General features: G+C 71.8%; 7 protein-coding genes. 1 reads left to right on the forward strand and 6 read right to left on the reverse strand.

The window, feature by feature from the left end; genetic code table 11:
• A complete protein-coding gene (locus ACQUS7_RS00255; RefSeq protein ID WP_435143355.1) occupies positions 1-2,757 on the forward strand; it encodes a hypothetical protein in 2,757 nt (918 codons plus the stop codon).
• Between the two features lie 192 nt (positions 2,758-2,949).
• Here the strand turns inward: ACQUS7_RS00255 and ACQUS7_RS00260 are convergent, their stop codons facing one another.
• From ACQUS7_RS00260 to ACQUS7_RS00285, 6 genes are read right to left on the reverse strand one after another with little or no spacing between them, the layout of a single operon-like run.
• Positions 2,950-5,685 carry a hypothetical protein gene (locus ACQUS7_RS00260; RefSeq protein ID WP_435143357.1) on the reverse strand — a complete coding sequence of 912 codons (2,736 nt, stop codon included), beginning with the start codon at positions 5,683-5,685 and terminating at the stop codon, positions 2,950-2,952.
• Positions 5,682-6,692 (reverse strand): hypothetical protein, encoded by a 1,011-nt coding sequence (locus ACQUS7_RS00265; protein ID WP_435143360.1) that lies wholly within the window; start codon positions 6,690-6,692, stop codon positions 5,682-5,684. The genes ACQUS7_RS00260 and ACQUS7_RS00265 overlap by 4 nt, the downstream gene beginning before the upstream one ends.
• A gap of 1 nt (position 6,693) precedes the next feature.
• Positions 6,694-9,660, reverse strand: coding sequence for a hypothetical protein (locus ACQUS7_RS00270; RefSeq protein ID WP_435143362.1), 2,967 nt, complete (start codon positions 9,658-9,660; stop codon positions 6,694-6,696).
• Between the two features lie 7 nt (positions 9,661-9,667).
• On the reverse strand, positions 9,668-10,879 hold the full coding sequence (locus ACQUS7_RS00275) for a hypothetical protein (RefSeq protein ID WP_435143365.1): 1,212 nt from the start codon (positions 10,877-10,879) through the stop codon (positions 9,668-9,670).
• Positions 10,879-12,963: a hypothetical protein gene (locus tag ACQUS7_RS00280; RefSeq protein WP_435143368.1), complete on the reverse strand. Its 2,085-nt coding sequence runs from the start codon at positions 12,961-12,963 to the stop codon at positions 10,879-10,881. Before ACQUS7_RS00280 ends, ACQUS7_RS00275 begins: the two co-directional genes overlap by 1 nt.
• Complete coding sequence (locus ACQUS7_RS00285; RefSeq protein WP_435143370.1) at positions 12,960-13,961, reverse strand: hypothetical protein; 1,002 nt, start codon at positions 13,959-13,961, stop codon at positions 12,960-12,962. Before ACQUS7_RS00285 ends, ACQUS7_RS00280 begins: the two co-directional genes overlap by 4 nt.
• Positions 13,962-13,965 lie beyond the last annotated feature (4 nt).

Below are 13,965 nucleotides of genomic sequence, written 5' to 3' on the forward strand. Positions count from 1 at the left end.
GTGACCGAGCAGCGCTCCTCCGCGCCGGACACGCGGTTCCTGCAGGTGGACTCGTTCGAGTTCGGCGACCCGGTGGCGGCCGCCGGCGGCGACGACGCCGTCGTGGTCGCCGACGACACCGGCGCGGTCGAGGCGGTGCGAACCGACGGCCACCAGGTGCTCACGGACGCCGACGGCGTCGACGACGTCGCGGTCGGCGGCCGCGCGTACGTCCTCGCCGGCGACGCGCTCGAGGCGTACAGCCTGGAGGGGAGCCGCGTCTGGGGCGCCGAAATCGCCGGCGCGGAGTCGGTCGACGCGGACCCGACGACCGACACCGTGTTCGTCCGGACCGGCGGCGGCGAGTTCGCCGTGTTCGACGGGCGCAGCGGCGTGGAGCGCGACCGGCTCGACCAGCCGCACGCCGACGTCGCGGAGGCGCCGTCCGTCGCGGCGTACGACGGCCGGCTCGGCGTCGCCGCCTGGTCGTTCCTCACCGTCATCGACGACGACGGCGACGTGCAGACCGAGGTGTCGCTCGACGGCGCCGCCACGGCTGTCGGCCTGCTCGACGACCTCGTCGTCGTCGCTCTGAAGGACGGACGGCTCGCCGGCTACACCGACGACGGCGAGCTGCGGTGGACGCTCGACGTCGACGCCGACTGGCTCGCACCGAAGGCCGCCGCGTGGCTCCCGGGCCGCGGAAACGCCGGCGTGTTCGGCGTCGACCCCGACGGGTCGCGGCTCGGCGTCGACGGCGTCAGCGGTCGCGGCACCGCCGCGTCGACGGTCGGAAGCGACCTGCTCTGTGAACTCGACGGCGCCACCGCGACGGTGTACGCGCTGACCGGCGAAACGGACGGCACCGTCTCCGTCGACGTCGTCTCCGACTCCTGTACGAAGTCGGACGGCACGGTCGCCGTCGAGTTCACGAACGACGGCGACGTGACCGTCGAGCCGGAGGTCACCGTCGACGCCGACCGGGCGACGCCGACGTCGTCGGTGCTGACGGTGACGCTCGACCCGGGCGAGACGCGTCGCCGCCGCGTCGTGCTCCGCGAGTTCGACGAGGACGCCGACAGCGTCGACGTCACGGTGGGCGTCGACGGCGAAACGACGACCGAGTCGGTCGACGTGACGGAGGCGACCGCCGCGCTCGCCGTCGAGACGGGCGCGATGCGCGTCGACCGCGGGACGCTGTCGGTCGAGGTCGACGTCGCCAACGACGGCACCGCCGCGGTCGACGGCGTCCGCGTCGGCGGCCGCGACGTCGGCACGGTCTCCGCCGGCGAGACGAAGACCGTGACCGTCGAGACGCCGCTGCCCGCCGGCGACCTCACGGTCGAGGCGGCCGGCGTCGACCCGGAGCCGGTGGAACTCGACGTCCCGACGGTTCCGACCGACATCGAGGTGGACGCCACCGGCGACGGCTTCGTCGCCGTGACGCTCCGTAACGACACGCCGGCCGACGCGACGGACGACCTCACCGTCCGGAACGCGCAGGCCGCCGACGTCGAGCACAGCCGCAGCGTCGAACTCGCCGCACACGGCGCCTACCGGCTGCTGCTCCCGGTCGTCGAAGACGGCTCCCGCGACGTCGTCGTGGAGACCTCGGGCGGCCGGCTGACGGAGCCGCTGACGCTCGAACGCAGCGACCTGCTGCCGGACCCGGCCGGGTCGAACCGCGGCTCGTCGTCGCGGGCGGTGTCGGAGTCCGCCGACAGCCTCGCGGCGCCCGAGCCCGACCCCGGCTCCGGCCCCGCGGCAGCCGGGTCGACGGGGGCGCCGGTGTCCGTCGAGCGGTCGTTCGCGTCGACGCCGCGGCGCGGCATCACGTTCGAGGAGAAACTCGTCGTCGACAACGACGGCGACCAGCCCGTCGAGTTCACGCTGTCCGCGGACGACGGCGGCTACGAGGAGACGCTGTCGGTCCGCGGACGCAGCACCGCCTACGGCCGCCGGTACCACGTCGCCTACGGCGACCGCGTCTCCGTGCCGCCGGTGCGGCTCCGCGGCGACTGGGGAACCATCGAGGAGGACGGCGCGGAGTTCGCGGTGGAGGCGAGCCCGGTCGTCCCGCTGTTGACGTGGCGGGACCGCGCGGACGGCGGCGCGACGCTGACGTACAGCCTCGAAACCGACGGCGGGAACTGGTCGTTCTCCGAACTCGTCTTCCCGGACACCGACGTGCAGGTGCCGGTCGACATCGACGCGGCGGGCGGCACCGCGACCGGCGAGGTCGACCTCCCGGTGCAGCCGGACCGCCGCGTCGTCGTCGCGAAACTCGTCGGGCAGGTGGGCGCCGACCGGCAGACGGTGCGGACGCTGTGCCCCCACGAGTCGCTCGTCGGAGACGACGACGCGAGCGCGCTGGCGGACGTCGACGTCGCGCTCCAGACGGACTCGCGGGTCGTCGACGGACGCGGCGCGCTGTTCGTCGAACTCACCAACGCCGGCGGCGACGTGAGCGGCGTCACCGTCGAGGCGTCCGGCGGGGCGGTCGACGACACGATGTACGTCCCGCAGACCGTCGAGTCGTTCGGCGCCGGCGAGTCCGTCGAACACATCGTCGACGTCGACGGCGTCGACGGCGGCGACGCCGTCACGGTCACGCTGACGCTCACCGCGGACGGCGCCGACGCCGACGAACGGACCGTCACGGTCGCCGCGTCCGCGGACGGCGACGGCGACATTCCGAGCGACGCCTGGCGCATCGAAGACGACGCCGGCGGCCACGGCCGCGACCTCCCGGACCGGCTCTCCACCGCCTACCGCTGACGCACAGCGGCCAGCCTGCGTACCTCCGACGCCGATGCTTGCGGGTGGTGACGATGCGGTTCGGGCGGCTGCGACGTTCCTTCTTCGCCTCCGACGTTCGTCCCCGGACCGTTCTCGAGCGGGTCGCTCAGCAGCGGCGAGTAAGCGAACGGAAAGAATCCGGTCGGGCCGTGTGGCGAGTCCCTGCCGCGGTCAGGTCTGCAGCAGGAAGTCGCCGGTGGTCGCGGCGTCCGCGTCGCGGACGTACGCGTACGTGTTCCGGCCGATGCGCACGAGCAGCAGCAGGAACGCGGCGCCGTAGACGGCGCTGGCGCCGAGCAGGCTGTACCGCGCGGCCTGGATTCGCGAACTGACCGCCGACGCCCGCTGCCGGGTGGCGGCCGCCTCGTCGGTCGCGCCGGCGCGCGCGTACGTCGACGCGGCCTCTGAGAACAGCGACTCGACGCGGTTCGTGGTCGCGTACACGCTGTCGACCCGCGCCGGGTTCAACACGAGCGGGTAGTCGGCGATGACGAGCGTGGCGTTGTCGCGGAACCCGGACCAGAGCACCTGCGCGCGGGCGCTGCTGTTGGCGGCGTGCTCCACCAGCCGCAGGTACTTCTCGGAGGCGCGCTGGTACGCCTCGCGGTGCGTCTGCGCCTGCTGGCTGTTGCCGGTGTACTCGGCGAGCCGCATCAGCGCCCGGTGCGCCTGCGCGTTCCGGATGACCGACTCGTTCGCCGCCAGCACCTCCTCGTAGTGGCTGCGCTGCTTCGCCGCGGTGGCGGCGAACGCCTCGTTCGCCGCGGCGACGGCCGGCGACGCTGTCGACTGCAGCTTGTCTCCCTGGAGGTTGTTGACGTACTGGGCGAGCAGGTCGCGGGCAACGGCGGCCCGGGCGAGCGCGCGCTGCGCCTCCGAGTAGTTCCCCTGCTGGCGCGCCGTCCGTGCGCGTTCGAGCGAGTCGACGAACAGCAGCGCCGCGCGGCCGCCGGCGAGCGCCCGCGAGAGGTCGTCGCCGGCGACGGCGCCGTCTCCTTTCAGGCGCTCTTCGAGCAGCAGCAGCATCTGGTTCATCGGCCGCGTCGTGGCGGCCTGCCAGCCGCCCTGGCTCGCCGTGTCGCTGAGCGGCTGCGTGATCTGGTCGAAGCTGTACGGCTTCGGGCGGGCGACGACGGTGATCGTCTTCGTCGGGACGTTGTCCGCGGAGACGCGGAACTTCCAGCGGTACTGCTTGTACAGTTCCGCCTGCGTGTCGAACCGGAGCGCGACGACGAGCGGCGACACCTGGCCGGGTTCGATCCGGCTCGGCGGCCGTTCGACCACGGTCAGCCACTTGTTCGGCCCGGACACCTTCTGAATCTGGAGGCCGGTGATGGACTCGTAGCCGAGCTGTTCGGCGACGTCGATGCTCTGCGTCCGGTTTTCGGTCACCGTGACCTCGCCGTACTGGACGGTGCTCTGAACGCCGAGGCTCGGCTGCTGGGAGATCGTGACGCTGCGCGTGATGGTCTTGGTGCCGGCGCTCTCGGTGTCGACGGTCACCTGGACGGTGTGGGTTCCCTCCGGCGCGTCTGCGTCCGCCTCGACGACGAGCGTGGCTTCACCGGTGGACAGGCCGCCGACGGTGCTCGGGACGTTCTCGACGGACGCCGAGAGGTACTGCCCGCCGCTCTGCATCGACGCGGAGGCGCTCTGGACGTTCATCTCCAGGTCACCGGAGTTCACGATGTCGACGGTCGACTCCTCCGTGAACGTCGACACCTCCGACCGCGGCTGGTCGAACGGAACCGTCACCTGGTTCAAGCCGACGCGCTGAAGCTTCGCCGGGTGGATGACGCGCGCCGTCACGGTGACGGTCCGCGTCGGCGCGTACTCGGCGTACGGCGTGATTTCGACGTCCCACGACAGTGTGGAGTGCTGGGCTGCGCCCTCGGCGGCCCTGACCGTCACGGACGCCGTGTCGCTGCCGCCGGCGCTCGTGGAGACGGAGCCGCTGAACGAGACGGAGCCGGACTGTTCGTTGCCGACGACCTCGATGGAGACGCCGTCGATGCCGCTGTAGCCGCCGACCTCGTTCACCGTGAACTCGGTCGACTTGCTGGTGCCGACGAGGACGTCGCCGACGTTGATTTCGGAGCCGGAGACGTCCGCGACCGGCGGCTTCCTGACGTCGACGCTGATGGACGAGGAGGCGTCGCTCACGGAGTCGAGGTTGTCAGCGACGTTCATCGTGAAGCTGTGACTGCCGCTGGAGACGCTGCTGTCCGCCTCCACGCGGACCGTCACGGTCCCCTGGCTGTTCGCGGCGATGGTGTTCGGGACGTCGACGGCGGTGACGGAGAAGCCGCTCGGGACGTTCGAGAACGTCACGTCCGAGAGCACCATCACGCCCTGCCCGGTGTTCTCGACGGTGACGTCGAACTCCTGGGTCTGCGTGCTGCCGCTGCCGTCGTCGAACACGAACGTCGGGTTGCCGGCGCCGATGGAGCCGAACTGCGGGTACAGCACGTCGACGTTCACGGAGAGCTGTTCGGACGCTTCGGTGCCGGCGCCGCCGGAGACCTCGACGGTTCCGGAGTAGGTGGTGTCGTCGACGTCGCCGGTCACCGTGACCTCGTAGGTGACGCGGTAGGAGCCGCCGGAGACGACCTGCCAGGAGTTCGACGACCCGGAGCCGCCGCCGTCGGTGCGCTCCCAGCGGTCGAACTGGAACTGGACGTTGCCGCCGGCGCGCGAGAAGCCGCTCGTCGCCGTCACAGTCTGGTTCGACGACGCCGTGAACGTGAACGACAGCTCGTCGGTCCGCGTCTGGTCGGTGAGCGCGGCGTCCACCTGCACCGATGTCGACGCGGCGAGCGCCGGCGTCGCGACGCCGAGCAGGAACAGCGCGGCGACGGCGACGGTCGCGGCGCGCGCGGCGGTCGACCGGCGGGCGGTGCGGCTCATTGGTCCGCCACCTCCACCGGCTCCCGCGGAACGACGCGGCCGACCTGCGACCCGTCGACGTCCTGCGCCCACGTCGCGACCCTGATGGCGACGAGCATCGCGACGGTGCCGAGCAGGCCGGCGTAGACGAATCCGAGCAGCGACCCGGCGAGCGCGAGCGCGAGCCGCGCCGCGGCAATCGACTCAGACAGCGAGGAGGCGCGTGCGGCGGCCTCCTGCAGCCCGTGCTTCTCGGCGAGCCGGACGGCTGTTCTCGCGTCGGCCGCGGCGGCGCGGGCGTTCTGGTACTGCCCGAACACGCCGACGCCGAGCGAGGCGACGGCGCCCGTCGGCGACGTGCACGACTCGCCGCACCGGTTCAGGAACGCCGCGGACTGGTTCATCGCGCGCAGCATCCGCTGACGGTCGGCGCGGAACGTCGCGCGCACCCGGCTCTCCTCCGCGCTGACCTGCGAGTACCGGCTCGCTGCGCCGCCCGCCTTGAACGCCTGCGCGGCGGCGTCCAGGTACCTGAGCTGCGTCGACGTGTTAGCGGCGCTCCGCGCCCGTTCGTACAGCGCGTCGCCCTGCACCCGGTAGAACCGTTCGAGGCCGAGCCGGGCCAGCGTCGCGTACTGCGTTCCGCCGGCGGCCCGCAGCGCGTCGATGGCCGCCGCCGTCTCGTTGGCGAGCGCGAGGCTGTCGATACGGCTGCCGTTCTGCGCCTCGTCGTAGGCGTCGACGAACCGCGTCAGCACCGTCAGCACCGCCTGCATCCGTTTCCGGTCGGCGTCGGTGAACGTCCCGACCTGGACTGCGGTGACGGCCTGGCTCCGCAGCACTTCGAACTCGCTGTACGTCTGAAACGCCGGTTCGTCCTCGAACCCTTGGAGCTGCTGGAGCGCCTCGTCGGCGGTCAGCGACCCGTCGGCCGCCGACGCGGTCGCCGTCGCCGGCACCGAGCCAGCGACGACGGTGGCGCAGAGACAGACGGCCAGCAGCGCCCTCGTGAGTGATGTGTCCGTCATGTTAGTACACCGTTCTGTTGAGTCTATCGAGGAGGGCAGGTTCGTCGAACAGGGACTCGACCGCGTCCGCGACGCCGACGACGACGAACACGAACGCGGCGTTCTTCACGGCGTCGGCCTCCCGCGTCTCCCTGACGTACTGCTGGAGTTCGTCCAGCAGCGCCTGGGCCGGCGAGATGACCGTCACGTCGCGGCGGGCGTCGTCGAGGAACTCGTCGAGGTCGTCGACGCGGTCTTTGAGGTCGGACCGCTGGTCGACGCGGTCCATCGCCGCGTACGACAGGAAGTCGTCGAGGCGGTAGGCGCCGCTCCACGTCACGGAGACGTCGCGGAGGTCGGCGCAGGCGCTGAACAGGTCGACGTTGTGTTTCGTGTTCATCGCGTCGTCGATGACGGAGACGACGCCGCGGCCGACCGACAGCATCCCGTCGACGCTGCGGTCCGGGTCGACGCCGCCGTCGGCGAACGCGACGCCGCGGCTCGGTACCTCCTCCACCGTGTCCGCCAGGTCGTGGATGACGCTGGCGTAGTACCGGTGGACGGCGGTGTCGAGCTGGCTCGACGGCACGAGGTCGTCGGCCTCGTCGCGGAGCGCCGCCAGTTCGTCGCGCTGCCGGTCGGAGAGCCGGAAGTCGAAGGCGACGTCGAGCGTCTCGCGCTGGGTCGCGTCCTCCGTGAGCTGCACCGTCGTCGTCGCCTCGCTGAACGCCGGTGCGTCGACGCTGCCGGTGAGCCGGTATCGGCCGACCGGGAGTTCGCCGAAGTCGACGGTGCCGTCGCGGTTCTCCGGCGCGGCGCCCTGGACGTGGTCGGCGAGCCAGTCCTCGTCGGCGGTCAGCGTCACATCGACGGCGCCGGTCCGCTCACCGCCGACGGTCGTCGTCACCGTGAGCCCGCCGGTCTTCCCGATGAGCCGGACCTCCGACGGGAACGCGTCGAGGTCGTCCACCTCGGTCGACTCCTCCGTGAACCGGTCGTGGCTGGCGCGCACCGCCAGGTCCGACGCGGTCGGCGGCAGCTCGAACCGGGCGACGCCGTCGGCGTCGGTCGCCTCCTGCACCGTGGAGCCGTCGTAGCTCACCTCGACCGTCGCGCCGCTGATGGGGTCGCCCGCCTCGTCGACGACGGTCATCGACTTCCGCGCCGGCGGAATCGTGAGTTCGGCGCGGTCCGGGTCGACCAGTTCGACCGTCTCGGTGTCCTTCAGCCCGTTGTACGACGCCGTCAGCCGCCAGCCTTCCCGCGGCAGGTCGACGGTGTCGCCGCCGCCGTCGATTTCGAACTCGCGGGGCTGCGGCCCCGAGACGTTCCGGCCGCCCTGCCGCCCGCCGCCGGACGTCGACTCCGCGAGCAGGTGGACGGGCGCGCCGAACGGGCCGCCGGCGAAGCCGTCGCGGACGTCGACCTGAATCGTCCGGCTCCCCCCGCCGCCAGCACCGCCAGAGGAGTCGTCGCGCAGGAACGTATCCCAGACGAGCAGCACGACGATGGCGAGCAGGAGGAGCACCAGTATGACGACGAACGCCAAGTTCGGGACTCCGTAAGTTTCCCCGCCGAGGAGTCCGCCGGCCTTCGCTCCCCCGCCGCCCGCCGTTCCGTTCGTCGTGCCGTTCGTCGTCCCGTTGGTCGTGCCTGCGGTGCCGTTCGCCGTGCCGTTCTGGACGGCAGCGGCGGCGTTCGTCGCCCCGAACGGGCTGCCGCCCGCGGAGCCGAGCGCGTCGAACGACGCGTTCCCGACGGACAGGACGGCCGACGCGCCGGAGTCGCCGGCGAGCGCGAGCAGGTAGCCGCTGGACCCGTTCAGCGAGACGTCGCCGAGCGACACCGTCGAGCCGTCGACGGCGACGCCGGTGAGCGTCTGGACGCCGTCGCTCGTCACGAGGAGCGCCCGGGTGACCGAGTCGACCGGGACGGCCTGTCCGGCGGCGAGCGTCGTCCCGGACCGGAGTTTCGCGTCGATGATTTCTCCGGGCTTCGTCGAGTCGTCGACGACGGTCGCGCCCTCGACGGTGACGGTGGCGTTCACGCGGTCGGCGCCGGCGACGTACTCGTTCGTGACGACGATTCGGCCGGTTTCGGCCGTCTCGTGCACCGCGTACGTCCCGGCGGGGCCGGCGGTCCGTATCGCGACCGTGTACTGCGTGTCCGCGACGAGCAGCGGCGACTCGACGACGATTTTGCTCCCGGCAACCGTCGTCGTCGGCGCGGCGAGCGACCCGAGGTCGGCGGTGACCGACCCGGTGACGGTGACGCCGCCGTCGGCGTCCGAGACGGTCACCGACCGCGGCGGGGTGAGCAGGGCGGTGAAGGCGTCGGACCGCGGAAGCCGCAGCGTCCCGTTGTTCACCTGCGTCGCCGAGGCGGTGACGGCGGTTCCGCTCTCGGACGTCACGTTCAGGGTGACGGCGGCGGAGCCGAGCCCGACCTGCTTCGTCGTCCCGACCGTCAGCCGTCCCTTACCGTCGAACGCCGCGGAGCCGCCTTCCAGCGCCACGTACCGGAGGTCGAGCGTCTCGTTGTACACCGCCGTCCCGTTCGACCGGACGACCACCGTCGCCTCCGCGAGGTTCGCGTCGGGCAGCGCGTCCGCGCCGACCACGTACCGGTAGTGCGTCCCGTTGGCGTTCGCGTTCGTCGGCGTCTTCCGGTACGTCTGGAGGCGCTTCGAGCCGGCCGACACCGCGATTTCGACGCTCCGGTCGGCGACCGCCGACCGGCTGATGCGGACGCGCAGCCCGCCGCTGTCCGTCTGGCTGGCGTCCGAGCCGGCGAGCGCGGCCGTGACGGCGTCGTCCGGCGGCGACACCGCTCCTTGGGTCGTCGTGGCGGCGTTCGCCGCTGATTCGTGCGTCGCCGCCGGGGTCGTGGCCTGGGTCGTCGCCGCGGCGGCGAGCGGCGTCGCCGCGGCGCCGACGACGAGGACGGCGAGGAGCACGGCGAACACCGACCGGGTCCGGAGTGGTTTCATGCCGTCGTCACCTCGCGTTCAGCGACACGTACCGGTCGAGGTTCTCCTCCAGGTCGGCGAGGTGCGCCTCCGAAATCGCGTTCTCCGCGCCGTTCCCGAGCTGTCTGGCGACCTCGATGTTGTCCTTGTGCTCTTCGAACGCGTCGCGGGCGTGGTCGAGCAGCGGATTCAGGTCGAAGCCGCCGAGCAACAGCAGGACGTCGACGTCGTTGCCGCGGCCCTCCTTCGGCGTCAGCGTCGTCATGCCGACGGCGCCGCCGATGTCGTTCTTCCGCTTCCACGTGCTGAACGCCGACTGCACGCCGGTCTCGGTGACGTCGCCGCTCTCGATGAGGTGTTCGGGGGCGCGGACGACGGCGTACGCCGCCCGCGAGGTCGAGACGTCCATCGGCACGAACGTCTGGTCCGCCGCGCGGTCGAACATCAGTTCGTACTCGATCATCTTCCCGTTCAGTCCGGTGGCGACCGCCGGCGTGAAGTGGTACGCGCCGATTTCGGACGGCTTCGCAACGTAGTCCTCCACGTCGATGACGCCGCGGGCCTCCCGGCCGGCGCTGATGAGCAGGTCGATGGCGGTGACGATTCGTTCGTTCACCGTCCCGTAGCTCCCGACGCCGTCGTCGTTGTCGAGGTGGGAGTTCGCGGCGAGCAGCACCATGTCGGCGTTCTGCGAGCCGTCGCGGTCCATCAGGAGCCGTGACAGCCCGCAGATGGCGTTGAACTGCCGCTGGGCGGGCTCGTCGTAGTACGGCCACGCGGCGAACGCGACGTTGACGAGCGTGTCGTTGTCGAGCCAGCCGGGGAGTTCGACGTCCGAGTCCTGCGATATCTGCCGAATCAGGTACGGGATGGAGCCGCTGCCGGTGCCGCCGCCGAGCGTCGTGAGGTAGACGAAGGCGTCCGAGCCGATGGTGAAGTCGTCGACGTTGTCGATGATTTTGCTGACGTCCTCGCGGGCGCACTCCTCGCCGGCGAGGAAGTTGTTGCCGACGCCGCGTTTCGACCCGAACACGACGCCGGGGTCGTCGTCCAGCGCGTCCTCCAGCCCGGCGTGGTCCATCGTGTTCCGGATGTCCGCGCGGTTCGTGTTCAGAATCAGGATGCGGTCTTCGATGCCGGGGTTTTCGTTCCGTGCGAGGAACTCGGCGGCGATGCGGCCGCCGCCCTCTCCCGAGGAGATGAGCGCCCACCGGGTGAACGACCGTTCGCGCTGAGACATCAGGCTGTCACCCCCGCGTCGCCGACCGTGACGTCGGCGTCGAGTTCGCGGATGGTCGCCGCGACGAGGTCGTCAGAGGCCGGTACCGACAGGAACTTCGTCCGCATCTCGTCGAAAGTCATTGAGTCTCCGTCTGTGAGGTTGTGGTCGATGATGGTCTCCAGCCTCGACCGGAACTGGTCGTGGTCGTACACGAGCACGTCGCCGTCGTCGAGCGTCGCCGTGTGGCCCTCCTGCTCCGCCCACAGCACGAGCAGACACGGGACGTAGTCGTCGGCGATGGGCAGGTCGGTCTCCGGCGTCAGGTACTCGTCGTCGTCGAACTTCGATTCGAGCTCCGGCGCGACCGTCGGCAACTGTTCTTCGACGTCGGCTGCGTCGTCGCCGCACACCTGCTCGCGGAGGCTGCGCTCGGGCAGCGTCAGCTCCACGGACCGGTCGGCGTCGACGCGGACCGACTCGGTCGCGTCGGTGAAGCCGTCCGTCGGCGTCGACGCCGACACCGTGTACTCGCCGTACGGCACGTCGTCGAACGTCTCCGTCGCGGCGACGTACGTCGACGCGGTCGCCTCGCGGTCGACGCCGTCGCCGTCGAGCCGGAGCGTCAGGTCGTGCTCCTCGCCGGTGCTCGCGGCGAGCTGCGCGGTGAGTTCGACGCTGTACGACTCGCCGCCGCCCGCCGCGACGACCGCCGGGCCGTCCGGGTCGAACTCGACGTCGTCGGCGGCGTCGGCGTACAGTTCGAGGAACGGCTCCGCGTCGCGGACCGGGAGGTCGTCGGCGCCGACCCGGCCGCTGCTCCGGAGCCCCTCGTCGATGCGTTCGCGGACCGTCGGGTACGACTCGGCGACCGCGGCTTTCGTCTCCGCGGCCTCGACGGCGTCCGTCAGTTCGCTCGCCGCGCTCAGCCACGCCGACCGGAACTCCTCGAGCGACTCAGCGTCGTCGAGCTGCGCCGCGTAGTCGGTCGCGACCGCCGGCGGCGCCGTGTAAAAGCCCATGGGGACGTCGGCGTCGCGGATGGTGTCGACGTGCCGCTCCAGGTCCGATTCCAGTTCGCGAATCATCGCGGTCGCGGCCGACCGGACGTCGGCGGCGGCGCGGTCGAGGTCGTCCGCCGCGAGCGCGGAGTCCATCGACGCCAGTTCGTCTTCGACGCGCCGGACCGTGTCGAGGTGCTCGTCGGAGACGAAGCCGTCGACGCCGACGGAGTCGATGGTGGACAGCGTGTTCTCCAGCGCCTCGCGGTCGGCGCTGAACTGCTCGCTCACCTCGCCTTCGGCGTGCTGCCGCGCGCGGCGCAGCGCCGCGAGCGCGTCGTCGTACCTGGCGGCGTCGACGAACCGCTCGGCCTCGTCGAGTTCTTCGCGGACGCGGTCGGCGTCGCCGTCGTAGTCCTCGACGGTCCGCTCGATGCGGTCGACCGCGTCGCCGAACGCGGCCGCGGCCTGCTCGCGGGCGTCCTGCAGCACCGCCTCCGCGTCGCCGTAGCCGCCGTCCGCCGGCACGTCGCGCGCGGCGACGTCGACCGGCGTGCCGTCCTCGCCGAGGAAGTCCTCGGCGGCCGTCGCGGCCGCGTCACGCGCGCGCTCCACGTCGTCCTCCGCGAACGAGCGGAAGGCGTCGTCGCGGTCCGCCGCGAACGAGCCGACGCGGTCGGACAGCCGGTCGAACTCCTGGACGCGGTCGGGCGACCGGACCGTGAACGTCGCCGCGTCGACGTCGACGTCGACGCCGGCGTCCGCGAAGTCGTCTGCGAGCTGTTCGGCGTCCGTCTGGACGCCGTCGGGCCGCCACTGCGGGTAGTCGCTGCGGAGCTGGTTGTACGTCGTGAGCTCCGCGCGGAACGAGTCCGCGGCGCTGCGCGCGGCGTCCTGCAGGAACTCCCCTTCGGAGGTCGACGACCGCGTCACGACGCCGCGGACGTACAGCCCGATGGACGCGACGATGACGACCGGGACGCCGACGCCCAGCACGTACACGCCGAGCTGTGAGCCGAAGTAGAGGAACACGCCGAGACCGACGAGTACCGTGACGAGAACGATGCCTCCGATGCCGAGTGCGGCTTTGTACTGTCGCTTCATAGAATCACTGTGAGGAGGGAGGAGGCGACCACCGGCACCGCCGCGCCGACGATGAGCGCGACGACGCCGAGGCCGACGGGGACCGCGATCTGTTTCGGGCTGAACTGGGAGGTGCGGGAGACGCCGCGGTCGAACTCCGTCTTCGACAGTTCGCGCCGGGCGAGCCAGTAGCCGGCGCCGCCGCCGACCGCCGCGCCGACGAGCAGCGCGCCGACGGCGACGAGCCGGACGAGCCGCGCCGCGCCGCGCCGCGTCTCCTGGAGCGCCCCGAGGTACGCCTGCAGCGCCGACCGAGCCGACTTGTGCGCGTCCGCGTTCTGCCGTTCGACCGCGGCGATGACCTCGCCCGCGTCCGCGGTGTCACCGGCGCGGGTCGCCGCGAACGCGCTCTGCTGTGCGGCGGCCGCCGACGCGTTCAGCGAGACGCTTTGGAGCGTCGTCAGCGACTCGTTCGGCTTGCTCGCGCCGAGCGACCCGTTCTTCGCGCGCGCCTGCAGCGTCTCCGCCGCGTCCATCACGCGGTCGTTCGCTTCGACGAACGCGGCTTCGTCCTGCACGAACTGCGTCTTCGCCGCCCCCGACGGGAAGCTGAGCGTCCGGTTGCCGACCGCGGAGTCCGCGCGGGCGCCGGTCACGACCGTGTACCGGCCGCCCGGGAGCGCGTCCTTGAATCTGAGCGCCCGGCCGAGCCGAACCGGGCCGTCCGCCGGCTGAACCGTCACGACCGCGCTCAGTCGCCGCTCTTCGGTGATCGCGAAGCCGGGGTTGTTCTGGAGTTCCCACGCGGAGTACGTCTCGGGAGTGCCGCTGTCACAGACGTAAACGGTGAGTTCCGTGCCGGGGTAGAGGCTGGCGCTCTGTGAGAGCCGGTCGCCGGTGTCGAGGTAGGCGACCACGGAGTCCTGATTGACGCCGGCGCACGGCTCCGCCACGGTGACGGCACCGGCCGCCGGAGCGGACGCCGCGAGCGTCGCGGCGAGCACCACGGCCGCGAGCATAGCC

The organism is Halobaculum sp. P14 (assembly GCF_051195155.1).
GTDB lineage: Archaea > Halobacteriota > Halobacteria > Halobacteriales > Haloferacaceae > JBNTKA01.

Coding starts and splice junctions, on each gene's coding strand:
- ACQUS7_RS00260 (WP_435143357.1), bottom strand. CDS start 5,685: ATGAGCCGCACCGCCCGCCGGTCGACCGCCGCGCGCGCCGCGACCGTC.
- ACQUS7_RS00280 (WP_435143368.1), bottom strand. CDS start 12,963: ATGAAGCGACAGTACAAAGCCGCACTCGGCATCGGAGGCATCGTTCTC.
- ACQUS7_RS00265 (WP_435143360.1), bottom strand. CDS start 6,692: ATGACGGACACATCACTCACGAGGGCGCTGCTGGCCGTCTGTCTCTGC.
- ACQUS7_RS00285 (WP_435143370.1), bottom strand. CDS start 13,961: ATGCTCGCGGCCGTGGTGCTCGCCGCGACGCTCGCGGCGTCCGCTCCG.
- ACQUS7_RS00275 (WP_435143365.1), bottom strand. CDS start 10,879: ATGTCTCAGCGCGAACGGTCGTTCACCCGGTGGGCGCTCATCTCCTCG.
- ACQUS7_RS00270 (WP_435143362.1), bottom strand. CDS start 9,660: ATGAAACCACTCCGGACCCGGTCGGTGTTCGCCGTGCTCCTCGCCGTC.